Below are 23,873 nucleotides of genomic sequence, written 5' to 3' on the forward strand. Positions count from 1 at the left end.
CGCCAGGGGCTTCCGTAACCCAAAAAACTGGCGAATCGCCATCCTCTTCCATATGGGTAAATTACATCTCTCCCCTTATCATCCTCACCTCTCTTCCCAAGCCGTTTGACGAAGAGGCAAAAATCACAACTTGCCCCTTGCTAAAAACCACAGTTGCTCTGCGGGAGAACCTTCCTGGGCTCCTTCCTAGAACGTCACCCCGATCTGGGCACCCAGCACGAGGGCGTTCGGGATGGTTCCCGTCCCACCCGGGTTAATGATCCACTGGGCATCAGGCTGGATGTAGGCAAACTTGGTCAGGTTAATACGGTAGCCAAACTCATAGGCCAGCTCATACGTGGCGTAACCGCCAGCTGTGGCCTGATTGGCCTGGGCGTAGTTGGAGCTGAAGTTGCCGTAGGCCACGCCGAAGATGGAGACGTCCTGCGGACGGAATGGGATCATGCCGGTGTAAACCAAACCGCCATTGTACTGGAAGGGGACCTTGGCCGTATTCTGCTGAGGGCAAAGCATGAAGGCGCTCCAGGCGGTGAGACCGGTGTCTTTGAAAGGGCTCATCCGGTAAAGCATCTGGTCGAAATGCCAGTAGAGCCCGTAGGCGCCGTTCTGGCGTTGGCTGCTCCCAAACTGCGGATAGGTCCAGGTGGAGTAGTAGCCACCCATCCAGTAGTGGCCGGGAAGCCCGTGAGGGATGGCGTCGCTGGCTGGAGTAGCGAAGGTCTTTCCGTCCTTCCCGTTCGCTGAGGTAACCGACTTACCATCAGTCGAATCAGTCGATTTGGCGGAGGTGGTGGGAGCAGGAGTAGCAGGCGTGGAGAACTCATGGGCCCATCCGTACTGGCCGATGACCATGACTCCGTCGCCGGGGTTCATATCCCAGTTGAAGCCATGCATGTAGGACTGGGACACCTGAGGGGTGACCTGGTAGATGCCCAGCATCAACTCAGTCTCCTTGGTCACCAAAGCCCTCAGTCGTGAACCCCAGACGGCCCAGGGATAGGTGGTAAACTTACCGTTCACGGGAAGCGACTGGGGGTTGCCGTCGATGCCGTTGTTCATGTAGAGCCAGTAGAGGGGGGAGGAGGCGAAGTCATCACCCGCGGCCATGCGCCCGAACTTGAAGCTGAAGCGGTCGTTGCAGAAGCGCTGGTTGTAGGCGAGCCCGTAGAAGATGAAGCCAGTGCCTCCGTAGACCTGTTGGACGGTGAACTGGTTGCCGACGTTCCGAGCGGTGAGGTTGTTTCCGTTGCGCTCGATACCGATCACGCTCAGGGTACCGCCCTCATAGCCGAACAAGGGTTTGGACTGGAATTCCAGATCGAATGTGAAGTTATCGCAGTAGGTGAACCCGGCGCTTTTGCCGCCGACAGGGTTGCCGGCGAGGTTGGCCGTGTAGGATACGGAGATATCAAGACCATGGTTCGCCAGTGTGTCACGGAGACCGAACCAGTTCATGGTCGCGTAGTCGGATTGGAACCAGTTTTTCGAGTTATCTCGATTTGAACGGTAAGGCTCCCAGAAACGCTGCATGTTCCAGTTCAGCTCGGGAATCTGATAGGGGATATCAAAGCGGAGCTCCTCATTAGGAGTGATCATGGCCGGCATGGGAATATGGACGGTGGCCATGCCGGGCACCTCGTGGGTGGTGATCAGCGAGGCGGCGAGAAGAAGGGGGAGCATCATGATGATTTTGAGGGGTGAGACGTGAGAAAAGCGTGAAGTTCAGATGCCTTGCAACCTCATTTTGGGGAAGGCTTGGATTCCTTAACGCAGAGCTTGTCGAAGAATTCCTGCAAGGGCATGGTTTCTGTAATGCGTCACATCTTTGTCTCCGGTTGCTACGACATCATTCATGCCGGTCATGTGCAGTTTTTTCGGGAGGCGAAATCGCTGGGAGATTTTCTGACCGTCTCCTTTGCCTCGAGCGATGTCCTCTGGGCGCACAAGCAGCGGCGTTCTTCACTGCCCGACGAGCATAAGAAAGGGATCCTGGAAGCCTTGGACATGGTCGATCAAGTGGTCATCGGCACAGGCACCGAGCATGGGTTCGATTTCCTGGAGGATTTCCGACGTCTCCGGCCCGATGTCTTGGCTGTCACTGAGGACGACCAGTATGGCGATAAGAAAAGGGAACTCTGTGCGGAGACAGGAGCCGAGTATGTCATCCTCCCCAAGACGCCTCCGAAATACGAACCAGTCTCGACCTCGCAACTGGTGAAGTGGATCAGGGCGCCAAAGGATGCTCCACTGAGGGTTGATTTCGCCGGCGGTTGGCTGGATGTTCCGCGTTATGCAAGACCGGGTGGCTTCATCGTGAACTGCGCCATCCAGCCAAAGGTCTCCTTACGCGACTGGGGCTATGAGCGTAATGCCGGACTCGGCGGAAGCGGTGCTTGGGCGCTCCTTAACGGACACACGGGTGTCGAGGAGGAACTCGGCCTTGGCGTCGGCTGGCAGGATCCCGCTGTAATCCGCGAAACAGGACTCTGTGTCTGGCGCAGCGGCGTTAAGCCCTCACTGGAACTCAAAACCGACGGGACGATGATTCATGGGCTCATGGCACTCTGGTGGAGCGGAAAACCGCACGACACCCCGGCTATGGCTGACCAGCATCGGGATTACGCCGCCATCGAAGCGGCCGGCCACCTCGCCCGAGAGGGAGTTCTTTCAGGTGATGTCAATAAACTTGGCGAGGGTGTCTCCGCCTCATACTCGGTACAACTCAGCGAGGGAATGTCACCACTCCCCGAGGCTCCGGGATGCCTCGGCCGCAAATATTGCGGTGGCGGCTTCGGTGGCTACGCCCTCTACCTGTTCGGCCGGGAGGAGGATCGACGTGCGTTTCTAGCACAGACGGCAGATGCCCGCCCCATCGAACCGTACTCCAACTGGGAGTAGAACCGCTCTTTCTTTGAGAACGGTGCTCAGTGCGCCTTCAGCGCGTTCACGCTGGAGAGGATGCCCGAGATCATTGAGTAGGCCACCACGCCCACAAAAAGAGCCACAATCAAGATGACTGCGGGCTGGATCAGCGTGGTGAGATGTTGAATGCGGGAAGTCAGCTCGCGGTCGTAGCGCTTGGCTGCGCGGGCCAGAGATCCTGCCAGATCACCGGTCTGCTCACCGACCGCCAGGATATCAAGAAGGACCGGAGGGAAAAATCCGGTGCGGCGCATCGCCGAAGCAAGCGAGCTTCCCTCGCGCACCATGTCGCCGACTTTCTCGAGCAATCCCTTCAAGTAGACATTTCCGGTTGCGGCACGCATCAGATCCATGGCCGAGAGCATCGTGACGCCGTTGGAGACCAGGGTGGAGAGATTCTGCATCACTTCGGCATAGAAGCGGGCCTTCAGCACCGGTCCGACCACGGGCACATCGAGTTGGGCACGGTGCCACCACGCCCGTCCAGCAGGTGTGGCGACCGCCATGCGCAGTCCGGTGATGACTGCTCCGATAAAAGCCGCGATCGCCCACCACCAGTGGGCGCAGAAGAGACTGGTCGTGATCAACGCCTGGGTGATCGCGGGAAGTTTCTGTCCCGATTTTCCAAGCAGAACCGAGAGCTGAGGCACCAGGAAGGTGAGGAAGATGAACATGAGCAGTATCGCCGAGGAGAAGACGATCGCGGGATAGACAAGTGCAGAGGTCACCTTCTTGCCTAGCTCCCCAACCATCTCTAGGTGGGCACACTGGCGCTTCAGGATCTGGGGAAGCACTCCGCCCGCTTCACCTGCGGCGACCAGGTTGCAGTAGAGCGGGTCGAATGACTTGCCACAGCTCCGAAGAGCCTTGGAAAAACCGACGCCCTCGCGCACCAGTTGACGCAGATGAGCGGCCACGATCTTCACTGGCGATTTCTCCTGGCGCTGCTCGATCACCTTGAGGGCTCCCTCGAGCTGAAGACCAGCATCTAGGAGCTCCGCAAGCTCCTCGGTGAAGAAGAGCAGCTGGGGCGTGGTCAGCTTAGGTAGATTCTCGGCGGAAGGCACCTCTCCGGACTTTGCCTTGGCGGCACCGGGAGAGGAGGATCCGAAGAAAGACTTCTTTGAAGCTGAGGAAGATGCCGCCCCCTCCTCCACGACCTTGCTAGGCTGCAGGCCGCGCTCACGCAGCTTGCGGTAGGCATCCGATCCGGAGAGCGCCTCGATACGACCACTCTCGGAACGACAGGCAGCGTCTTGGGCTTTGAAGGAAAAGAAAGGCATTGAAGGAGACAGTTAAGGCACTCCCATCGATCCCGAGCTCAACGAAGGTGTCAATGGTATTTCGGACTTGGTGACAACCCGGAGGACGATGATCCTGCCTTCACTAGTAAAAGGGAGACTCTTGTGACGCCTTCGTCGGCAAAGGTACTCTGAGGATAGCGATGCTGCAGGTTCAAATAGAGCCCAAGGGCAACACCGGGGAATGATTGCTCGATCCGAGCTGCCTTCGCCAATCCCTCGGCAAGTGGTTCTACGCCAGGAAGCATCTCCTGCTGAAAGGCTAATAGCTTCTCCTGATCCGGGTAACGAAGGTTGAGGGTTTTAGCCAGTTCCCAAGCACCGACCCGGTTACCCAGATCCAGGAATTGGCGTGAACGCTCCATCCCGTCACGAATTGTGGATGCCTCCTCCAGAGCTTCCTTTAACTGGGCGCTTCGCGCGGGAAGATCTCTCAATGCCGCCTCGAGGTGGAATCGCTGTTGCTCAATTTCACGAATCCTGTGAGCTGCGTACAACCGATCGAATTCGTCGACGCTTGAATGCTTCAACTCCGCACTGCCGGCGAACTCCTTGACTAAGGCGGGAAGATGCGGATTCTTGGGCCAGCTCTCCTCGGCAAGTTTCATCTCCTTGAGCATCTCGGTCATGTTTGCTGCTTGGCCGGCTCGCCTTGCCGCTGCGAGATGAATGCCTGAAAGCGATTGGGACGCTTGAATGGAGGCCCGGTATGACGTGCCGTCGAAGTCTGAGGCCTGAGTCTGCATCTCCATGACGGCAGCCAATGCGGCGTCGCAATCCTTCTCGGCAAGGAATTGGTCCAAATGACGCTGTAACTGCAGAAAATGGAGGATTCTCTCTCTGGAACTTTCGGGATAGGAGATCACATTCAAGGTCCTCCCCCCCCTGGCAAAAGCTGCCATCAGGTGCCGCGATGCCGCGATGGTCGCATGACCATCCAGGAGAGTTGTGCAACTGGAGAGTAAATCACTAACAGCCTGCTGGCTCTGGGTGGCCAGGAACTCAAGGTAGCTTAAGTTGGGCTTCCCACCTTCCGGTGCAATTTGAAGCATGGCCTCCTGACCGAGACGCAAGGATGGATTCCAATCAGCGAAGAGCCCGCGGTAAAATCGAACTGCAAGAATCGCCTCGTTGTAATTCCCGTACTCCAGAAAACGAAGAGCCAGTTCCTGCAGTTCCAATCGCACCTGCAACTCGCTCACCTCACCCCCCAGTCCGATACGGGCAAGTTCGTTCTCGATCTCCGCGAGTTGAAGCGCTTCTTTGCTGGGTGTGGAGACGGGAAACGGGGTTGATTTGATCGTTTTGGGACCGGCACTCTCCCTTCTTAACTGCTCCTGCTTCCGCTCGATCCGTACATTCCAGGAAAGGATCTCTTTCTGCCGTAGCAGCGCCGCCTCGGAGGTTCCGGGATTTTTCTGCCCAGAGAGGACGGTGGAGGCCTTCACCACGGCACGGAGCAGATTGCGACACCGATTCTGATCCAGCGGGTCGGCGGCTAGTTGCTGAAGGGTCTGGTATCCCTTGCCCAGATCCTGCGGGGAAGCAACCCCGGGCCCTAGTTGACGGGAGCAATCGCGCAGGAGCAAAGAACGTCGCTCGGCTGCCGCCTTGGAAACGGGAGTGGCTGCAAGATAAGCCTCAAAGCCCTGCCGAAGGGCTGATTGATCGGCCACCTCACAAACTCCCTCATGCCAGCGCAGCAAACCCTCCATGTCGATGGCCTTGGGATCATCGGCCGCCATCAAAGGGAAAAAACCCAGCTGAACTATCCAACTCGCACCCCACCCAACAGAAAGAAGTCGGAAGCCCTTAAGGAACCGCGGTTCCTGAATCCGACTTCTCATGGGGACGAGACAGGCTGTAAATGGCTAATTACGAGGCGTCCGGCATGATGAGCCGGACGATGCGCTGAATCCCCTGCTTGGAGAGATCACTCATCGGATAGCGACTCTGCGAGCGAAGATACCAAGCGAGAGAGGATCCGTATTCCTTCTTTTCCTCGTCACTCTTCGCCTGCCTGATGTCATGGACAAAGTCGGGAGCCTGCGTGGTGAGATCCGCCCTGAGTTGGCTCAGCTTCTGATCATCGGGATACTGCGAAAACGTCATATCAAGCCCTTCCCAGGCACCGGCGTAATCCCCGCGGCGAGCGATCTCCTGCGAACGCATGATCGAGGTCTCGATCTCCTGCATCCGGGAAAGAACCTTGCGGAGTTTCTCCTGTCGTTCGGACTTCCTGTTCGAATTGTCCATGGCGAGCGCGGCGATGTACTTTTCCTTGTCGTCGAAAATCTGCCGGTAGTTGTGCTGGCCATCAAGCTGGTCAAAGTCGCTCACCGCCTGGACCTGAGGGCTGGCATTCTCGGAAACCTTGGTCATGTCGGTGGAGAAGGACTGGATCTCGGGATTATTCGGCCAGATGGCCGCGGCGCGGGTGATCTCGGCCTGAACCGTCTGGAGATCCCCCCTTGATGCGGCGACACGTGCCTGGGCGATGTGAAGACTGCTGGCGGTCCTAGCACCCTGGACAGCGGCCATGACCTCCGTGTCATCGAAGCCGGGATTCACCTTTTTCATCTCCGCGACAACGGCTGCGACGGCATCGATGTTCCCTGAGGCGGAGGCGTTGACGAGTTTGTTACAGAGTTGTGCGTATTTCAGGGTCTTTCTCTTCTCATCCTGGGTCAGGAGACGGACACTCGGAAGATACTCCCCCTTGGCGAAGAGTGAGGAGAGTTGAGTACCCGCGCTCTCAAGTTCGTTCTGCTCGAGAAGGTATTTGTAGACCTTCACCCCTTCGTTCACATCGCGGATGATCTCATTGGCTACCCCGTCGAGCTGGCTCAGGGTCTTGAAGGTCTTGCTGGCGGATTTCATGCCACTTGAGACGGCGTTCATGAGGCTTTCGACGCTGAGGTTATCCAAACCCAGTTGCACGCCCTCGGCAGCGAATGAAGTCCCCCCGGCTTTTTGCGACTCATTGCCGCCAACTCCGGCAGCCAACTTGGGATCCCCCTTGGCGATGACTTTCAGTTGTCCGGCATCTTTGTTGTAACCCAGCTTTTCAGCCATCTGCTCGAAGCCCTGGAGCGATTGATCACCGTCATCGAAGATGGCCCTGTAGAAACGGTTCGCAATGATGGCATGCTGATATCTTCGTTGTGCAAAAAATTGGAGAATGAGTGCTTGAAGTTGAAATTTTGCACTTACCTCGGCAGCGGCGATCCTCATTTTGTTTCGCTCAATGGTCTGACCCAGGGAGGCCAACTCCCGCTTGGTGGGCTCCATCCGCGCCTCACGCTCGATATCCTGATTTTTATTGTAACTCTCGGCATCGTTTTTTCCGACCGAAGTCTGATCCAGAGGTCGCGCCCTAGCTGCCTGCTGGTTATTATACTCGGCGATCTTGCGTTGCCGCTCCAAGTCGCCGTTCTGCTGGATCAGTCTTGCGATCTCGGTTCGGACATTCGCTGCCGTGTAAACGGCATCGTGGATCGTGCTGCAGATATTGGCATCACTCTCGAATTCGGAAGCCTTTGACAGGAGGTTGAATGCCTCGTCCTGATTCTTCTTCGTGGCATTACCCGGTGACAGTAACTCCATGATCCTCTCGATCCGCTGGCGGTAGGTCCTGGCATCCTCGGAAGTCTCAGCAGGCGCATTCAGAAATTTTTCGAATTGCGCTGCAAACAAGGGATTATTCCAGAGCGCTAAAAAAGTGTTCTGTTTGATATCAATCAATGACTTTTGGGCAGCAAGAATTCCCTTGGACTTGGCAACATTTCCGATAACACCGGCATCCTCAGCAGCACTATATGCTGAACCTTGTTTAATTTGCTGAACTCCTTCCTTGATGGTCTCGGCGTTACCTTGCTGTCCTTGCTGTCCTTGCTGTCCTTGCTGCGCCTGAAGGCCCGACGCCAGAACCGTCAGAAAGACTCCGCAGATCATGATGAAGATCGGGCGCTTCATGGTTTGTTCGCCTCCTCGACCTTGAGCAATCCATCCTCAATCACCTTGACCTTCATCAGGTAGTGCTGGCCCTTCTGGATAGTCAGACCACCCAGCGTTGGTGGCACCAGAACAGGGAGCACCACGGGAGCTCCTCCCTGAGTCTGCTTTTTCAGCACCACGGAGAAAAGCCGCCCCTTCGTCGGAGAGTTTCCGAGGGCAGAATCGATCTCGGCATCAATCTTGTAAGTATTGCCGCGCAGGGAATTGGCATTGTTGTAATAGATCGAGGTGTCCAGTTCTTCGATGGTCCTCAGCGAGGCATCCCCTCCGTTTTGATGCAGTCCGTAAAAACCACCCCCTGCAGCAAGCAGGATGAGCAGCACGATCAGCCACGGGGGGAGTCCTTGGGACTTTTTTTGGCGAGACATGAAATCACCTTCATGCTGGCTCACAGGAAATTCAAACCCAATCGAAGCCTCCCTCTATTTCTTTGGGCAACTCGAGGCGGCGGATCTTTTTCAGATACCTAGTGCCGTCCAGCCCCAGCGAGGAAGGGTCGATGACGGGACTGCCAAAGAAACGGTCCCAAAAACGCTCGAAGGAGTGGGGAGCCAATGCATCCGACAAACATGCCTCCAAAGCCCTTTGATAAAACTCCAGGGATCTGCTCCTCACACCCTCTCTGGAAACCGCGAACTGGGCACCGCCCCGGAAGTGGAATAGATCAGGCGATGGGCCTCCGAATATGAGTTCGTACAAACTGCCCGTAGAAAGCTCGACCCGTTCGGGGTTCTTACTCCAGGGAACGAACAGGCGCCGTCCTCGAGGATCATCCGTATCCTCCAGAAACCCATACCAAAGAAAAGGGCTCGGGGTTTCCTTTCTCTCGGCCAAGGCTTTCAGCCGGCCGTGCAGGTCGGGGGCGTGGTCAAAAGGATGCCCTTGGCAGAAAACGGTGACATCAGCCAGTGAATCAAACCTCTCAATCAGATGGATCAGGTAGGTGTGGGCTTCCCTGCCTGTATTCGGAAGAGACACCACGGACATCCCCTCTCTTCCGATAAGACTCTCTGGTAATGCCTGCGTGGATCCCTTGTTATAGAGCGAGATCCGGAAGGATGCCGGCACCCTCCTAAGCCACCGGAGATCCTCCTTATGGCGTGCGACCACAAGTTCCATCGATTGATCATCGGAAAGAGACGTCATTGCCTTCTTTCCTTAATGAGCTTGGCGAAGAGAGGCCAGATCCATTAGAAATCGAATCTTCCCATGAACATTCTGATCCTTGCCGCTGGTTACGCAACCCGCCTCTATCCCCTCACCGAAAACAAGGCCAAGCCCCTGCTTGAAGTAGCGGGTAAGCCGATGATCGAATGGGTGCTCGACAACCTCGCCCCGATTCCCGACATCGATCGGGTCTATGTGGTCACGAACAACAAGTTCGCCGGGGCTTTCGAAGAGTGGGCTGCCGGGTACAAAGCAAAGGGAATCGGTGGGGCCAAGATGGAGTTCACTATCGTCAACGACGGCTCCACATGTGATACCGACAAACTCGGAGCAATCGGCGACATCCACTACGTTCTCAAGACCCAAGATATCAGTCACCAGGATCTACTGGTTGTTGCCGGGGATAATCTCTTCAGCCAGCCCGTTCCAGAATTCGCGGAGGCCGCCAAAAAGCATCCCGCCACACTCGCCCTCTACGACGTGGGGAACCTTGAGGAGATCCGAAAATACAATAACGTCTCAGTCGATGCCGAGGGCGTGATCACCCATTTCGAGGAGAAGCCGGAGCATCCCACCACCACCAAGACCGGCATCGCTCTTTACTATTACCGCAAGGATGTCCTCCCGCTCATCGATACCTATGTCGCGGAGGGAAACAACCCCGATCAACCGGGGCGCCTGATCCAGTGGCTCTATACGCGGGTCAAGGTGGGTACCTGGGACGTCCCTGGAACCTGGTTCGATATCGGAAGCAAGGAAACCCTGATCGAGGCCAACGAGGTCTTCAAAAAGTTCGCCTGAAGTTCCGTCGAAGCCTAACGAGTCAGGATCAACCTTCCACCACCGGACTTCGGGAATAAATCCCTCGGCCCGGGGCGGATAATTGGATGATTGATGATTATTATGCCAACCTAAGCCGCTTGCTTCCATGGCGGGTCTTGGCGACCACACTCCCACGGCGGAAGAGATCCTGAATGGCCGCCAGCGTTTCGCGTTCATTGCGGGCATAGCTGGAGACGGTGGCGACAAGCTCGCCGAGTGAGGTGATGTACTTGGGGTTGGTATGTGTTTTCATGATGTGGTCTATCTGATGAGTAAGACACACACCTGGCAGATGATGTTCAAAATAGTTGCAGTCCGAAACGCGCCTCTCTCCTCACCCTCCCTATGGCAACGAACAAGGGCGATGGCCTTGCTTGTCTCTACGGCTAGGATATGCTCCAAACATCCCTAATTCGGATTCGCATGTACCTACTATCTGCCAAACGATCAACCCTCCAAGGCATCTTCACTCCCTTCGTTTTCGGAGCCCTTGCCGCCTCTTCAGCGTTGGCTGTCGAGACGAATGCCTCTGCGTCACTCAATCCGCTCCCCGCACTTGCCTCTCGTGCCACTATGACATCCGGAAATCCGGAAACTCTGCTCAAACTTCTCTCTGCCGGAGGCTTGGTGATGATCCCTCTGCTGGTTCTTTCCGTGATCACGCTGGCATTGATCCTTGTCTATCTCGTCACTCTCAGGAGAGGTGCCGTGGCCGGTTCACGATTCATGACGATGGCTGAGACACTGCTCGGCAAAGGGGACCTCCTAGGGCTCTTGGCCATTGCCAACAAGCACCGCGATATTGCGGCCTCCATCCTCACAAGAACGCTTGAATTTCTGGCCAGTCATCCGGGGGCCACGGACGATCAACTCCGGGAAATCGCGCAGACAGAGGGAAGCCGCGAGGCTTCCCTGCTGAACCAGCGCGTAGCATGGCTTGCCGACATCGCCACGGTGGCACCCATGCTGGGACTGCTCGGCACGGTTTTCGGCATGATCCGTTCCTTCAGCGTGATGGCCAACGACGTGGCTGCTTCCCGCCCGATGTTGCTAGCAGAGGGGGTGGCCGAGGCTCTCGTCGCAACGGCGGCCGGACTAGTCGTCGGCATTCCTGCGATGATCGCCTATGCTTGGTTCCGCGGGAGGGTTCAGGAAATGATCTCCGAAATGGAGGGGGTAACCTCCCTTCTGCTGGTGAAGCTCGTGATCGCCAGAAAGAATTCGCAGACACCCCGCTGATCCGCACCGTCTGCCGTGAATTTTCGCACGCGCCAACAACCGGAGCCACGAGGCTTCCTGATCGCCCCGATGGTCGACATCCTGCTCGTGCTGCTTGGGTTCTTCATGCTCACGTGGAGTTTTGCCCGGCAGGAACGGGAACTCGATGTCCAGATGCCCTCGGCGGGCGAGGCCAAGGAACAGCGGCGCTCCGTCGGCGAGGTGATCGTCAACGTGAAGGCCGATGGCAGCCTTGTCATGAACCGCCGGCGCATGACCTCGGACGAGCTTCTGGCCGCACTTTCACGGATTGCCGCGCTTTATCCCGACCAGGCCGTGGTGCTTCGCGGCGATCAGCGTGTCGACTATGGACATATCGTCCAGACACTCGACCTCTGCCGAAAGGCCAACATCTGGAACATCGCCTTCGCCACAGCTAGCCCAGAAGCCCCCGCTGCCAGTCCATAAGTACCCATAAGCACCCATGAGGAACTGTAAAAGGAAGGGATGGGGCTCAGCACTCCTTTGGGTAGCCCCGAGCATCCTGAGCACCCTGAGCGGACTTCCGGGATTGACGGTAACGCTCTGCGGACAGTCGCTCTCACCAGAACCGGAAGTCCGCCGCGCCCTCCCTGTGACGTCGACTTCCTTGCCGACTCCGACACCGACTCCGGTCATGAGGGCCCTGCCAGCGGATTCGACGACTTTGCCATCACCCGCCCCCTCAGCGTCTACGGAGACTCAAAGGATTCCTTCCACTCCTAGCACCGCATCCACGACAACAGCGACCTCCGTTGATGCGCCGGGCAGTATCCGCCTCACCCCCATCGCTGCAGCCGATCCCTCGGTGCTGGCAGCATCCCAGCTTGCGATCGCCGACGGATGCTATTCAAGGAAACAGCCGGAGCTGGCCATCCCCGAATATGAGAAATTCCTGATCATGGCATCGCGGAACTCAGTTGATCGGGAACGTGCCCTTTACCGCTTGGGGGAATCACAGCGCCAGATGGGTAGCATGGCCGCCGCGGAGCGCAGCTTCCTGAAGCTGATCGCCGAATACCCGAACGGCCAGTATGTCCCCTCCTCCTCGTTCCGCCTTGGCGAGATAAGGGAGTCGCGGAGTGAGTATTCCAACGCGGCGGATAATTTTGCGGTGACTGCCAAGGGCGCCACCGATCCCTCGATCCGAATTGCCGCTCTCTACCATCAGGCACTCTGTCTGGAAAAGAGCGGCCACCAGCGGGAGGGAGAGTCTCTTTTCCGCTCGGTGGCCTCGGAAAAACAGCTCGGAACGGCACCCAATCCCTACCGGACTCCCACCCTGATGCATCTGGCCTCCTTGGCCACTAACTCGGGTAACAAAGAAGCGGCTCTGGCCGATTATCGGGAAATCATGGCTGCGGAAACCAAAGGGGAAGTTTGCTCCGAAGCGGCCCTCAAAGCGGCCCAGATTGAATCCGAGCTCGGTCACCCGGAGGAAGCGCGGAAAATGTTCGAGAAAGTGGCTTCCTCCAAAGACTCGGGACGCTGGCAAAGCATTGCTGCACTCGGCTCACTGCGTCTGGCCTCCCAGTCCGGTGACAACAGTGCGATCCTGCGGAACTCGGAAAGCGCCCTGGCCGTTGATTCCGAGAACAAACCGGAAATCCTGCTCCTCCAGGCGAATGCCCTCAGAAAGATAGGAAAGAACTCCAAGGCGCTTGAGAACTACGATGCAATCATCCGAGAGTACCCGGGAAGCAAGGCCGCTTCCGAGTCTCCGTTCCAGCGTCTCCTGGTGCTCCATGCTCTGCGAAATCCGGATCTTGCCGCGGAAATCGATCACTACCTCCTGACAGCCAGCGACCCCTCCGATAGGGCACGCGCCCAGTTACTCAAGGCCGAAGCCACCCTCATGGCGTCGAAGTATGTTGAAGCAGCCCTGCTCTACCACAACCTCCCAGTCAAAGACCTGCCGCCGGCCGCAAAGCCGGACATTCTCTACAAGGAGGCTTGGGCGCTCATGCAAGCGAACACTCAGGCCGCCGCAGATCAGTCCAAGCCAGCTGACCCAGCCCTGCAGGCAGAAACGATCGCAGCTCTGACGTGCTTCATCGAGTCCTGCCCTGATGACTCTCGGACTCCCGCGACCCTGGCCCAACGGGGACTTCTGAACCTCAGGCAAAAGAATTTCGATGCAGCTGCAACTGATTTCACGATGCTTGAGACCCGCTACCCGAAAGCTCCCGAACGGGAACTGGCTCTCCAACAGAAGGCCCTTCTACTCGGACAGCAGCAGAAGAGCGATGAGATGGTCGCCACATTCACCCAACTCCTCCGTGACTATCCGAAGAGCAGCGCTGCCCCGGAGGCCCATTACTGGATCGGACTGACAGCCCTCGACCGCAAGGATTATGCCACGGCAGTCATAGAACTTGCCGAAGCCCGCAAGGGAGATCCCAAACAGTTCGGAGAACGGGCCGGACTCCGGATCCTGCTTGCCCGGTATGATCAGAATGACGTGGGAGAAGCCTCGCGCGAGGCCATGGCCTTGAAGCCAGCACTCATTCCTCCCGAGCTCGGACGTTGGCTCGGCCTGAAAACCATGGAAGCCGGTGATCCCGCGAAGGCCGAACGTTTTCTTACGCCCCTTGTGAAAGCAGGCCTGCCCGGTAATACGGATTCAGAAATCCAGGGCACGCTGGCCCAGTCACTCATCCTACAGAATAAACTCAAAGAGGCCCAGATACCCGCTGCCGCCTGCCTGAAACTAGCCAAGGATCCAGCAGCCAGGGCCAAGGCCCTATTGATGAGCGCGGCGATCCAACACTCGCTGAAGGATCTGAACTCTGCCTCCTCCATGGTGGAAGAGGTGATGCTTCTGCAACCGGAGGGACCGATCAACGCGGAGGCCCGGATCCTGAGCGGTGATCTGCAGGCTGCAAAGCAGGACTACTCCGGGGCCGCCAAAGCCTACATCACGGTCGCCGTGCTTTACGATGACTCCGTTCTGGCTCCCAAGGCGCTGGTGCGAGCCGCCGATGCCTATCGCCGGGCTGGTAATGAAACCGAGGCTCAGAAAACGCTGGACGAACTCCACAAACGTTTTCCAAATTTTCCGAACAATCCCGGCCCGTCAAAATCAAAACCATGAATACCATAAAGAGCCTTTCTCTCGTTTCGCTTATTCTTTTTTTCTTCCTAGACGCCTGCCTGATGCCTGGAGCGCTCATGGCCAACGGGACAAATACCACCTCGGCGACTCTGGCGACTCTCCCGGCGACCAATGTGACTACATCTCTAGTAGCTACCAATGCAGCCGCCACGAATCCACCAGCTGCCAATTTACCAGCCGCCACCCCATCCCTGATCGCGCATGATTTGACCGAGATTCACGGATCCATCTCCTTGCCCAAGGAATGGACCCTTCTTCCCGGCAAACTGCTGGAGGGGGATGTCCTGCTCGCCACCAAGGAAAAAATTTCCGGGGAGAACGATCCCTACACCACCGGCCTAAGCATGACACTCGACCGCAACGGGGCTAAGGATTCCAATCAGAAACCAACGGAATACGCCATGAGTCTCGCTCGTGAAGCTCATGATAGGGCGGGCGATGAGGCCTCTCCACTCCGGGAGTCTCAGAACGGACCCTTCCATGAAATTCGCTTCGACTTCCCGATTGCCGGGGACCTACCCCTGCAGATCACCGAGGTGCTGCGTGCCAATGAAAAGACCGGAACGCTTGCCGTCATTCTCTGGCAATCTCCGAAGGAGGAAGCGCACGCGCAGCAACGCCTCCGGGATGAGATTCTTTCCAGTCTGACCCTGGGACCTGCCGACTAAATCCTGAAAAATGAGCATTCTGCGAGCCTACAAAAAGCGTCGAGGCAATCTGCCTGCATTTCTGCTGTTTCTCTTCGCCTTGGCGCTTGCTGTTGGCGGCATCGCCTTCTGGCGACTGATGCAACCCAAGCACCTCTCACAAGTCACCCATACACATTCCGGCTGGTCTGCTTCGCAGGAGCAGAAAGAGCGTCCTCCTCTCGCCTTGGCCTCCGATCGTTCGCTGGAGACAATGGACCGTGAATTCACCGATCTGGTCGAGCATGTGATCCCCTCCGTGGTCAGTATCACCACCACGACGGCACCGGATCGTGATGCATTGATCCGTCAATTCTTCGGCCTTGGAGGCGGTAATGTCAGTCAGAATAACAAGATGGGCTCGGGCATGATCGTCTCCCCGGAAGGGTACATCGTCACCAACTGGCATGTCGTCAAAGGCGCCTCACAGGTCACCGTCCAGCTGAGTGACGGCCGTTCCCTTCCCGCATCGTTCGCCGGCGCCGATCAGCGTTCCGATATCGCCGTCCTGAAGGTCGCCACCGAGGGACTTGAACCGATCGCCTTCGGCGACTCAGAGTTGGTCAAAGTGGGCCAAATGGTCTTTGCCGTGGGCAATCCCTTCGGACTTCAGGAAACAGTGACTCAGGGGATCATCAGTGCCAAGGGACGCCGTACCGTCAGCGAGGCCGCCAATGAGTTTTTTCAGACCAGTACCACCATTAACCCGGGCAACTCGGGCGGCCCCCTTGTTGACATCCACGGGAAGGTCATCGGCATCAATAACTTCATCCTCAGCAGGAGCGGCGGCTCCGAGGGGATCGGATTTGCGATTCCCTCCAATGTGGCGCGGCGTGTCTACGAGGATATCGTTCAGCGCGGGCGCGTCATCCATCCCTGGTTCGGGGTTGTCATGCGCCCCTTGAATGCCAGCCTAGCAAAACAACTCGGCCTGCCGGACGCAAATGGAGCCTTAGTCGCCGCCACCCTGGCTGGATCGCCTGCAGAGCGTAGCGGTCTGGTCGGCGGTGACGTGATCACTTCCTTCAACGCTCACCCGATCCGTGATGGGAAGGACCTGCGCAATCGCGTGGCCGAGGCCGAAGTCGGTCCACCCACAGGCATTGGGATTCTCCGCGCGGGAAAACCACTCCAGCTCAGTGTCTCCATGATCGAGGAGCCGGCCAATTAATCCGAAATTCCTCCTTCTCCCCATGGTGACTTCACTCCCATCCTTCCAACATCCGGCTCCCCCACGCTTGCGAAGCCAAGGCCTTCGGAACTAGATTCTCCCTTTGTCATGGCTTCAGATAACTCCACCGGAACATTGCGTGCACACCGTAGTGCTCAGGTCCGGTTGGCACTCTGGGTCCTAGGGGCAATCGCCCTGATCGAGTTAATCCTGGCAGCGATAGCGCTTGCGCCCCGTTTTGTTTCCGGACTGCGAGCTGGCAGCTCTCCCACTCAGTCACAGGTGGAGGCACAAGTGGTTGCCTCGTCGCCTCCCAACTCTCCCACCGCGAGCCAACCAACCACTCCCCGGTCACCGGTCTCTCTGCCGGTAAACCAGCAGGCCGCGATCGCCGCTCCAGTCGATTCCCCTGTTCACTCCACTCTCAAGCAGATCCTGGCCGACCAGAAGGCGGAAACACCTCTCAGGCAGCCACCCGCCGACGCAACACTCAACGGGGCAGCGGCCCTTAAGATCGTTAACGCCCGCCTTTCGAATACGGAGGATGGCTCCAAGAAGCTTCAGGTGGCCATCAAGGCGAACTCTCAAGAGCAGATCGACAGCGCCCAGGAAAAGGTTCAGGTATATTTCTACGATCAGGATGGAGATGAGATCGTTCCGAGCAAGGCGCAAGTCACCTCCAAGTGGCTGAACTGGCAAAGCGGGGAACCGCAGCTTGTGGAGGTGACCTACCTCCCTGAATCTGTGGATCCAGGCGTCAAGTTCGCCGGCTATGTCATTGCCGTCTATTACAAGGGGGATCTTCAGGACTGCCGCGCACAACCAGCACGACTCCAGAAACTTTTCGAGCCCAAGTACTATATCGGCACGGACGAGTGATGCATCGCGTGTTTCCTACCTTGCCCCGGGCGATCTCCCTCGCTCTCGCCTTGTTTCTGGCGCTGATCGTCTGCCTGCCTTCCACGCTCCATGCCCAGATCCTGGTGGATCTTTCCATCAAGCGGTCGTTGTACATCGCCTACGAACCACTTCTGGCCACCGTGCGGATCACCAATCTCTCCGGCAATCCACTTCTGCTGGCAGACGTGGAGGGAAAGAAGTGGTTTGGCTTCCAGGTGGAGACCCTTGACGGGCGCCCCATTCCACCCTCCAACCCCGACTACGAGATCGATCCGATCAAGGTCGGCCCGGGAGAATCGCTCACCCGCACCATCAATCTGGTCCAGCTCTATCCGATCACAGACTTCGGCTCCTACCGGATCAGGGCAAGCGTCTACTCCGCCGAGCTCTCGAATTATTTCAGCAGCCCCCCGCTCACCGTCGAGATCACCGAAGGACGCCTCCTTTGGCAGCAGACCGTGGGAGTGCCTGCAAGGGACGGGATCCGAGGAGGCGGCCGCACCATCAGCCTCCTGTCCCACCGCCTGACGGAGCGGACAGATCTCTATTTGCGGATCGCGGACAAGGATGCCGGGATTGTCTATTGTACCCACCGGCTCGGGGACTATATCTCCTACGGAAAGCCCGACATCATGCTCGACGCTTCCAATATTATCCATGTGCTGCAGAACAACATCCCTCACGAATTTATCTACACAAAGGTCGGTCTGGACGGGAAGATCCTAGCCCAGCTTTCCTACAACGCTCCTAAATCACGTCCCCAGCTCAAGCGCCTCGAGGATGGCACCATCTCAGTCGTGGGAGGTGCCCTGTTCGACCCGAAAGCCACCCCTACGCCCGGCATCATTCCCAATCTCTCCGACCGGCCCGTGCCGCTGCCGACTCCGGAACAGCCAACCCCTACAACGAAGAAGGGTAATAAAAAACATCCCTCTCCTCTACCCACACCCGCTCCTGTTCCCGCCTCCATTCACATCGATTGAGGCATTTCCAAAACCCCTCCACTTGACTAGGAGGAGTTTCAGTCGATAAATACTAGTGCTCATGTCACTCCTTTTCATCAAGCGACCACAGCAATTCATCCAGGTTGCCCTTGCCTGCATGGCCATGCTGATGCTCGGCGCCTGCGCCTCCTATGATAGCCGGTTGAACTCCACGGCCACCCAGTACCTCGGCACCGACGGCTCGATCGTCACAAGGACCTCCACGGCCTCGCTGGCCGACCGGATCTCCTACTGGGCGGGTGAGTCAGCGAACGGCCCTGGCCATATCGTCATCAACATCAGCCAGCAGAAACTCTTCTACTACAAGGGAGGGAAACTCGTCGGCATCTCCGCAGTCTCAACCGGCAAGGATGGACACGACTCGCCAGTAGGTAATTTCAAAGTCCAGAAGAAGGAAAAAGAGCATGCCTCCAATCTCTACGGCGACTTCGTCGACGCCTCTGGCACTGTGGTGGTAAAGAACGTTGATGCCATTAAAGACAAGCCTCCTGCAGGAGCTCACTTTCAGGGCTCTTCCATGCCGTGGTTCATGCAGTTTGCTCCGGGTGTTGGAATGCACACCGGCTTCCTGCCGGGAATCCCTGATTCCCACGGTTGCATCCGCCTGCCCGACAGAATGGCCAGAATTTTCTATGAGGTGACACCTCTTGGAACGCCAGTCAGCGTCGAGAAGTAGGGGCCCGCGGGCTTTTAGCCTGTTGGACTTTTAGACTTTTGGGATCTTGTACCAACTATCCTGTTTGCTGGCACCTAACAGCCTAACAGTCTAATAGTCTATAAGCCCCGACTTCTATGCCTTCCTCAGTGATCACTGTCCCGGTTCCGCTTCAGGACTCACCTTATGAGATTCTGATCGGCTCCGGAATACTTTCCCTAGCTGGAGAACTGGCGGCCAAGGTCGTGAAGCCGTGCCGATGCGTATTGATCTCGGATGAAATCGTCGCACCTCTCCATGCGCAAGGTATCCTCGAATCTCTCCGGTGTGCCGGCTTTGAACCCCATCTGCTAACGGTGCCTGCGGGCGAAGCCTCCAAGTCGATGGCGGTTGTGGCTGATCTCTGCGACCGGATGATCCAGCTGGGCTTGGACCGCAAGAGCTCTCTCTTCGCACTCGGCGGAGGTGTTGTCGGGGATCTGGCCGGATTTGTCGCCTCGATCCACTACCGCGGCATCCCCGTTATCCAGCTTCCAACGACGGTCGTAGCCCAGGTCGACAGCTCCATCGGAGGAAAGACAGGCGTAAACAGCCCTCTGGGAAAAAACCTGATCGGCACCTTCCATCAGCCCCGACTTGTGCTCTCCGACACAGCCACTCTCTCCACTCTCCCAGAGCGAATCTTCCAGGAAGGACTTGCCGAGGCGATCAAGCATGCCGCGATCGCCGATGAGCCCATGCTCGATCTCCTACCTCCAGACCGCTTATCGGATCTGAGTTTCTTTATCGCACGGAATGCCGCCATCAAGGCCCGAATCGTGGGCGAGGATGAGTTCGAAACCAAGGGTACACGCGCACTACTGAACTTCGGTCACACCATCGGCCATGCCATCGAGGCCGTCGCCGGCTATGGCAAACTCTCTCATGGGGAATGCGTCGCGATCGGGATGATCGCCGCCCTCGATCTCTCCGTGCGACTGGCAGGCTTGCCTCAGGATCAGGCTGATCGGGTGAAGGACGTCATCATGACCTGCGGTCTTCCGACCTCCATCCCCTCACATATTCCTACCGACTCCATTCTCGCGGCACTAGGCCGTGACAAGAAATTCGATGCGGGTGCCATCCGCTTCGTTCTGACCCCGAAACTCGGCTCAGCCTTGGTCAGCGACAAGGTGTCTCTTGACGATGTGACAGAGGCGATCGCTCGGATTACCACTTGAACTTTAATTAGCGCGATGAATCTTGAGGTTAAAGTTCGTAAGATAGGCAACTCCCTCGGGATCGTATTGCCCAAAGCAGCATTGTCTTTTCTTAATATTCAAGAGGGCGATCTCGTTACCTTGAACTACCAGCAAGATTGCATCCTACTCTCCTCGGCAAAAGCTGCCTCCACCAAAACAATGGAGGCCTTTAAATCCCTCAGCAGTCGCTATAAAAACACTCTGAGCAACTTGGCAAAAACGTAATCTTCAGCACTCAAGGTGCTTCCAGCTTTAAGAGCAACCATCTCTTCTCAGCCCAATCCACTTCTTCTGTAAATAAGGCTTGGCAGATCGGATGAAGAGTAAGGCGGCCAAGGGAAGCCGTAGTAGCCCTACGGCGACCGCGGGCCAACAGAGCTATTCGCCGATATCCCAAGCCTTAGCCCAAAGGGCTACCACTCGACGACTGTGCTCGCCCAAGTCAACCCCCCCCCAAACACCACCATCAGGATCTTATCACCCCGCTGGAAGCGGCCTGAGCGCGCTGCCTCATCGAGGGCGATGGCGACTGCTGCTGCGGAGGTATTGCCGTAGCGATCGAGATTGACCATGAAGCGGTCCATGGAGACATCGAGCCGGTCGGCGATGGCCTCGATGATGCGGAGATTGGCCTGATGGGGAATAAAGCAGGCGATCTCGTCACCCGAGATGCCGGCATCGGCAAGTACCTGCTGGGAGGCGCTGACCATGGCGGTAACGGCGTGCTTGTAGGTCTCGCGGCCGTTCATCCTCATGGTGGCGGGATTCTCCGCGTACGTGGGGGAGTTCGCCGGATGGGCGCTGCCTCCGCCTGGAATATAGAGGATCTCGGCCAGCTTTCCGTTGCTCCCCATGCGGGAGGAGAGGATGCCACGCGATCCTTCGCGATGACGGAGGATGGCGGCACCGGCACCGTCCCCGAAGAGGACGCAGGTGTTCCTGTCGGTCCAGTCGACGATGCCTGAGAGCTTGTCAGCTCCGATCACAAGCACTGTCTCATAGGTGCCGGATGCAATGTACTGGCGGGCCGTCTCCACACCAAAGAGGAAGCCGGAGCAGGCGGCGGAAATGTCAAAACAGGCGGCATTCACGGCGCTGATCTTGGTCTGGACTAAGCAGGCCGTGCTTGGAAAGAACATGTCCGGCGTGCAGGTAGCGCAGATGATCAGATCGATTTCCTCGGGGCTTATACCGGCGTTCTCAATCGCGGCTTGGGCCGCACGGGCCGCAAGTTCACTGGTCGGTTGTTCCGGTCCGGCAATGTGGCGTTCGCGAATGCCGGTGCGTGACTGGATCCACTCGTCGCTGGTCTCGACTAGCTTCTCCAGGTCGGCGTTGGTCATCACGCGGTCAGGAGCGTAGCTGCCAGTGCCGATGATGGAAGCGCTGCGCAGGGAGGGAATGGACCGGACGGGGGGGGTATCAGACGGCATGGGACTCTTCCAAGGTTGAGTTATCTGGGGCAACGGCTGCTGCAGTCTGGGCTAGATGAGCGTTCTTCAAATTGTAGGCCCTGACAGCCTCGACGATACGAGGGTTCACCTGCTGCTCGATGAACTCGATGGCAACGCGGATCGCGTTCTTGACGGCCAGCGGTGTGCTGGAGCCGTGAGCAATAATACAAATTCCGTTAACTCCGAGCAGGGGACTGCCGCCGTAGTCCTCGTAGTTGGTCTTTCTGCGGATGGCACGGAAGGCATTCCTGGCAATCCATGCGCCAAACATCCGGAACGGGGTCTTAATGAGTTCGTGCTTCAGCCAGCGGAAGACGGCACTAGCAGTTGCCTCGGCGGTCTTCAGGACGACATTGCCGGTGAAGCCGTCGCAGAGGATCACCTCGACGGGATGCTCGAAGAGGTCGTGTCCCTCGATATTCCCCCGGAAATTCAGTGAGGAGGCCTTCAGGAGTTTGAAGACATCCTTGGTGAACTCGCTTCCTTTCACATCCTCGCCGCCGATCGACATCAGGCCGATCTCAGGATTGCTGTAACCGAGGACATGTTCGGAAAGGACCGAGCCCATGATCGCGTACTGGAGAAGGTGGACAGGTCGGGCGTCAACATTCGCGCCAGCATCGATGAGGACGCAGACGTTCTTCTCGGTGGGAAGGTAGGAGGCGATGCCGGGACGCTCGATTCCCTCGAGAGTGCGGAGCTTGATCGTCGTGGCCGCGACGGCGGCACCGGTATGGCCGGCACTGACGATGGCGTCGGCATCACCCTTCTTGACCAAATCGACGGCACGGGCGACGGAGGAGTCTTTCTTGCGACGGACGGAATCGACGGCCGCGTCGCTCATCTCCACAACCTGAGTCGTGTGTACGATCTCGATCCTGGGATCACTACAGCCGAGCTTGGCCAACTCGGTCTTGATGGCCGACTCGTCCCCGGTAAGGAAGAGCTTGGTTATCTTCGGGTACTCTCGGAGAGCCATAGCTGCCCCGGCGACCGTACTCTGAGGGGCGTAGTCACCCCCCATGGCATCGAGGGCAATCCTCATGATCCTGCGGCTACTGGTCCTGTTATCGTTACTGGGGCTGTCTGATTCCTCAATGGATGAGGGAGGTGAGCTAACCCGAGACGTTAATCCGCTTTATGCCACCTCGACATCAAGCACCTGACGACCGCGGTAGGTACCGCAAGCGGTGCAGGCAGTGTGGGAATGAAGTGGTGCGCCGCACTGGGTGCACTTGCCCAGCTTAGGGGCATGCCAGCGGTTTGCAGCCTTGCGGGTGCGAAGGCGCATCTTTGAAGTTTTACGTTTAGGTACTCCCATCGGGTCGTGGTGTTTTGAGTTGGTCGAGTGCTTCCCAGATTGCAGGACGAGCCGCCTTCTCCATTGGCAAAGGAGCGGTGCGGGCACTCGCCGGGAAACTGGCGGGGCAGGTCTTTTCTCCACCCTGGTCACATCGGGGATGTGCAGGCAGAAGGAGATGTATATCCTCCCTGACCTCGCGGGTCAAGTCCACTAATTCATTTCCGTCCAGCTCGATCTGGGTGGCAAATGGCTCGATCACGATCTCCCTTTCAAAGGGTTCCAGGCAGGAAACACAGGTCATCTTGACTTTCTGGGCCACGCTTCCAGTCGCAAAGAGCCCTCCCTCGGAGAGTCCCACATCGAGGGAATACTCCAAGGGACCAATCGGTTCGGCACCGGCCTCTTCGAGGCCCAATGATGAGGAATCCTGCTCACCCTCCAAATGCAAGGTGCCTCCCTCAGGAATCTGACGGATATGGACTTTCATACGAGGACTCTACCCTAAGATTCGCATGGATGAAAGGGATCGTGAAAAGTTGATCCGTGAAAAGTTAAAAAGTTGAAAGGTGAGCGAGTGTCTCAGGGTTTCGGATTTTCCCTGCCCTTTTAACCCTTTTAACGATTCTAACCCTCCAACAATCCTTTCGCCTCTTCGTCAAACGGCTTGGGAAGAGAGGTGAGGATGATAAGGGGAGAGATGTAATTTACCCATATGGAAGAGGATGGCGATTCGCCAGTTTTTTGGGTTACGGAAGCCCCTGGCGGAGCTTTTTATGACTTGGATTTTTGAGTTAAAGCCCTCCGCCATGGCGTTACTGATGGGGTGGGTGAAGAAGGCCAGGAGGCCGGGGAGATGAC

General features: G+C 57.3%; 24 protein-coding genes. 12 read left to right on the plus strand and 12 right to left on the minus strand.

Going from position 1 to position 23,873, the window contains the following annotated elements:
- Positions 1-186 precede the first annotated feature (186 nt).
- Complete coding sequence (locus K8R57_04980; GenBank protein ID MCE9587649.1) at positions 187-1,683, minus strand: carbohydrate porin; 1,497 nt, start codon at positions 1,681-1,683, stop codon at positions 187-189.
- A 129-nt stretch (positions 1,684-1,812) separates the two neighbouring features.
- On the opposite strand from K8R57_04980, the gene K8R57_04985 reads away from it, so the two are divergent.
- The gene (locus K8R57_04985) at positions 1,813-2,898 is read left to right on the plus strand and encodes an adenylyltransferase/cytidyltransferase family protein (GenBank protein ID MCE9587650.1); all 1,086 of its coding nucleotides are present in this window, start codon (positions 1,813-1,815) and stop codon (positions 2,896-2,898) included.
- 26 nt (positions 2,899-2,924) lie between these two features.
- On the opposite strand, the gene K8R57_04990 is transcribed toward K8R57_04985, so the two are convergent.
- The 5 genes from K8R57_04990 to K8R57_05010 form a co-directional block, all read right to left on the minus strand.
- Positions 2,925-4,205, minus strand: coding sequence for a type II secretion system F family protein (locus K8R57_04990; protein MCE9587651.1), 1,281 nt, complete (start codon positions 4,203-4,205; stop codon positions 2,925-2,927).
- 50 nt (positions 4,206-4,255) lie between these two features.
- On the minus strand, positions 4,256-5,968 hold the full coding sequence (locus K8R57_04995; protein ID MCE9587652.1) for a hypothetical protein: 1,713 nt from the start codon (positions 5,966-5,968) through the stop codon (positions 4,256-4,258).
- Between the two features lie 130 nt (positions 5,969-6,098).
- Positions 6,099-8,198, minus strand: coding sequence for a hypothetical protein (locus K8R57_05000; protein MCE9587653.1), 2,100 nt, complete (start codon positions 8,196-8,198; stop codon positions 6,099-6,101).
- Positions 8,195-8,608: a hypothetical protein gene (locus K8R57_05005; protein ID MCE9587654.1), complete on the minus strand. Its 414-nt coding sequence runs from the start codon at positions 8,606-8,608 to the stop codon at positions 8,195-8,197. The genes K8R57_05000 and K8R57_05005 overlap by 4 nt, the downstream gene beginning before the upstream one ends.
- A gap of 31 nt (positions 8,609-8,639) precedes the next feature.
- The gene (locus K8R57_05010) at positions 8,640-9,386 is read right to left on the minus strand and encodes a DUF3431 domain-containing protein (GenBank protein MCE9587655.1); all 747 of its coding nucleotides are present in this window, start codon (positions 9,384-9,386) and stop codon (positions 8,640-8,642) included.
- A 63-nt stretch (positions 9,387-9,449) separates the two neighbouring features.
- Between K8R57_05010 and K8R57_05015 the strand changes: the two genes are divergently transcribed.
- A complete protein-coding gene (locus K8R57_05015) occupies positions 9,450-10,208 on the plus strand; it encodes a nucleotidyltransferase family protein (protein ID MCE9587656.1) in 759 nt (252 codons plus the stop codon).
- A 100-nt stretch (positions 10,209-10,308) separates the two neighbouring features.
- Here K8R57_05015 and K8R57_05020 read toward each other — a convergent pair whose 3' ends face one another.
- A complete protein-coding gene (locus tag K8R57_05020) occupies positions 10,309-10,482 on the minus strand; it encodes a hypothetical protein (protein MCE9587657.1) in 174 nt (57 codons plus the stop codon).
- 170 nt (positions 10,483-10,652) lie between these two features.
- Between K8R57_05020 and K8R57_05025 the strand changes: the two genes are divergently transcribed.
- The 10 genes from K8R57_05025 (at position 10,653) to K8R57_05070 (ending at position 20,483) form a co-directional block, all read left to right on the plus strand.
- A complete protein-coding gene (locus K8R57_05025) occupies positions 10,653-11,468 on the plus strand; it encodes a MotA/TolQ/ExbB proton channel family protein (protein ID MCE9587658.1) in 816 nt (271 codons plus the stop codon).
- A gap of 15 nt (positions 11,469-11,483) precedes the next feature.
- Positions 11,484-11,915 (plus strand): biopolymer transporter ExbD, encoded by a 432-nt coding sequence (locus K8R57_05030; GenBank protein MCE9587659.1) that lies wholly within the window; start codon positions 11,484-11,486, stop codon positions 11,913-11,915.
- A 16-nt stretch (positions 11,916-11,931) separates the two neighbouring features.
- Positions 11,932-14,580 carry a tetratricopeptide repeat protein gene (locus K8R57_05035; GenBank protein MCE9587660.1) on the plus strand — a complete coding sequence of 883 codons (2,649 nt, stop codon included), beginning with the start codon at positions 11,932-11,934 and terminating at the stop codon, positions 14,578-14,580.
- Entirely contained in the window at positions 14,577-15,269 is a 693-nt protein-coding gene (locus K8R57_05040; protein MCE9587661.1) for a hypothetical protein, read from the plus strand. Before K8R57_05035 ends, K8R57_05040 begins: the two co-directional genes overlap by 4 nt.
- 10 nt (positions 15,270-15,279) lie before the next feature.
- Positions 15,280-16,458: a trypsin-like peptidase domain-containing protein gene (locus tag K8R57_05045; GenBank protein ID MCE9587662.1), complete on the plus strand. Its 1,179-nt coding sequence runs from the start codon at positions 15,280-15,282 to the stop codon at positions 16,456-16,458.
- Between the two features lie 108 nt (positions 16,459-16,566).
- Positions 16,567-17,337, plus strand: a complete 771-nt coding sequence (locus K8R57_05050; GenBank protein MCE9587663.1) for a hypothetical protein — start codon at positions 16,567-16,569, stop codon at positions 17,335-17,337.
- A complete protein-coding gene (locus tag K8R57_05055) occupies positions 17,337-18,341 on the plus strand; it encodes a hypothetical protein (protein MCE9587664.1) in 1,005 nt (334 codons plus the stop codon). The genes K8R57_05050 and K8R57_05055 overlap by 1 nt, the downstream gene beginning before the upstream one ends.
- A gap of 61 nt (positions 18,342-18,402) precedes the next feature.
- The gene (locus tag K8R57_05060) at positions 18,403-19,038 is read left to right on the plus strand and encodes a L,D-transpeptidase family protein (protein MCE9587665.1); all 636 of its coding nucleotides are present in this window, start codon (positions 18,403-18,405) and stop codon (positions 19,036-19,038) included.
- Positions 19,039-19,154: 116 nt separating this feature from the next.
- Positions 19,155-20,237 (plus strand): 3-dehydroquinate synthase, encoded by a 1,083-nt coding sequence (gene aroB / locus K8R57_05065; GenBank protein ID MCE9587666.1) that lies wholly within the window; start codon positions 19,155-19,157, stop codon positions 20,235-20,237.
- 15 nt (positions 20,238-20,252) lie between these two features.
- Positions 20,253-20,483 carry an AbrB/MazE/SpoVT family DNA-binding domain-containing protein gene (locus K8R57_05070; protein MCE9587667.1) on the plus strand — a complete coding sequence of 77 codons (231 nt, stop codon included), beginning with the start codon at positions 20,253-20,255 and terminating at the stop codon, positions 20,481-20,483.
- Between the two features lie 188 nt (positions 20,484-20,671).
- On the opposite strand, the gene K8R57_05075 is transcribed toward K8R57_05070, so the two are convergent.
- The 5 genes from K8R57_05075 to K8R57_05095 form a co-directional block, all read right to left on the minus strand.
- Positions 20,672-21,691, minus strand: a complete 1,020-nt coding sequence (locus K8R57_05075; protein ID MCE9587668.1) for a ketoacyl-ACP synthase III — start codon at positions 21,689-21,691, stop codon at positions 20,672-20,674.
- Positions 21,681-22,757, minus strand: a complete 1,077-nt coding sequence (gene plsX, locus K8R57_05080) for a phosphate acyltransferase PlsX (protein ID MCE9587669.1) — start codon at positions 22,755-22,757, stop codon at positions 21,681-21,683. Before plsX ends, K8R57_05075 begins: the two co-directional genes overlap by 11 nt.
- Positions 22,758-22,850: 93 nt before the next feature.
- Complete coding sequence (gene rpmF / locus K8R57_05085) at positions 22,851-23,033, minus strand: 50S ribosomal protein L32 (protein ID MCE9587670.1); 183 nt, start codon at positions 23,031-23,033, stop codon at positions 22,851-22,853.
- On the minus strand, positions 23,020-23,502 hold the full coding sequence (locus K8R57_05090) for a DUF177 domain-containing protein (protein MCE9587671.1): 483 nt from the start codon (positions 23,500-23,502) through the stop codon (positions 23,020-23,022). Before K8R57_05090 ends, rpmF begins: the two co-directional genes overlap by 14 nt.
- A 168-nt stretch (positions 23,503-23,670) precedes the next feature.
- Positions 23,671-23,873, minus strand: a 203-nt coding sequence (locus K8R57_05095) for a transposase (protein ID MCE9587672.1), incomplete at its 5' end; no start/stop codon positions are given.

The organism is Verrucomicrobiota bacterium (assembly GCA_021413925.1).
Lineage (GTDB): Bacteria > Verrucomicrobiota > Verrucomicrobiia > Chthoniobacterales > UBA6821 > UBA6821.

Coding starts and splice junctions, on each gene's coding strand:
- K8R57_04980 (MCE9587649.1), bottom strand. CDS start 1,683: ATGATGCTCCCCCTTCTTCTCGCCGCCTCGCTGATCACCACCCACGAG.
- K8R57_04985 (MCE9587650.1), top strand. CDS start 1,813: ATGCGTCACATCTTTGTCTCCGGTTGCTACGACATCATTCATGCCGGT.
- K8R57_04990 (MCE9587651.1), bottom strand. CDS start 4,205: ATGCCTTTCTTTTCCTTCAAAGCCCAAGACGCTGCCTGTCGTTCCGAG.
- K8R57_04995 (MCE9587652.1), bottom strand. CDS start 5,968: ATGGCGGCCGATGATCCCAAGGCCATCGACATGGAGGGTTTGCTGCGC.
- K8R57_05000 (MCE9587653.1), bottom strand. CDS start 8,198: ATGAAGCGCCCGATCTTCATCATGATCTGCGGAGTCTTTCTGACGGTT.
- K8R57_05005 (MCE9587654.1), bottom strand. CDS start 8,608: ATGTCTCGCCAAAAAAAGTCCCAAGGACTCCCCCCGTGGCTGATCGTG.
- K8R57_05010 (MCE9587655.1), bottom strand. CDS start 9,386: ATGACGTCTCTTTCCGATGATCAATCGATGGAACTTGTGGTCGCACGC.
- K8R57_05015 (MCE9587656.1), top strand. CDS start 9,450: ATGAACATTCTGATCCTTGCCGCTGGTTACGCAACCCGCCTCTATCCC.
- K8R57_05020 (MCE9587657.1), bottom strand. CDS start 10,482: ATGAAAACACATACCAACCCCAAGTACATCACCTCACTCGGCGAGCTT.
- K8R57_05025 (MCE9587658.1), top strand. CDS start 10,653: ATGTACCTACTATCTGCCAAACGATCAACCCTCCAAGGCATCTTCACT.
- K8R57_05035 (MCE9587660.1), top strand. CDS start 11,932: ATGAGGAACTGTAAAAGGAAGGGATGGGGCTCAGCACTCCTTTGGGTA.
- K8R57_05040 (MCE9587661.1), top strand. CDS start 14,577: ATGAATACCATAAAGAGCCTTTCTCTCGTTTCGCTTATTCTTTTTTTC.
- K8R57_05045 (MCE9587662.1), top strand. CDS start 15,280: ATGAGCATTCTGCGAGCCTACAAAAAGCGTCGAGGCAATCTGCCTGCA.
- K8R57_05050 (MCE9587663.1), top strand. CDS start 16,567: ATGGCTTCAGATAACTCCACCGGAACATTGCGTGCACACCGTAGTGCT.
- K8R57_05055 (MCE9587664.1), top strand. CDS start 17,337: ATGCATCGCGTGTTTCCTACCTTGCCCCGGGCGATCTCCCTCGCTCTC.
- K8R57_05060 (MCE9587665.1), top strand. CDS start 18,403: ATGTCACTCCTTTTCATCAAGCGACCACAGCAATTCATCCAGGTTGCC.
- aroB (MCE9587666.1), top strand. CDS start 19,155: ATGCCTTCCTCAGTGATCACTGTCCCGGTTCCGCTTCAGGACTCACCT.
- K8R57_05070 (MCE9587667.1), top strand. CDS start 20,253: ATGAATCTTGAGGTTAAAGTTCGTAAGATAGGCAACTCCCTCGGGATC.
- K8R57_05075 (MCE9587668.1), bottom strand. CDS start 21,691: ATGCCGTCTGATACCCCCCCCGTCCGGTCCATTCCCTCCCTGCGCAGC.
- plsX (MCE9587669.1), bottom strand. CDS start 22,757: ATGAGGATTGCCCTCGATGCCATGGGGGGTGACTACGCCCCTCAGAGT.
- rpmF (MCE9587670.1), bottom strand. CDS start 23,033: ATGGGAGTACCTAAACGTAAAACTTCAAAGATGCGCCTTCGCACCCGC.
- K8R57_05090 (MCE9587671.1), bottom strand. CDS start 23,502: ATGAAAGTCCATATCCGTCAGATTCCTGAGGGAGGCACCTTGCATTTG.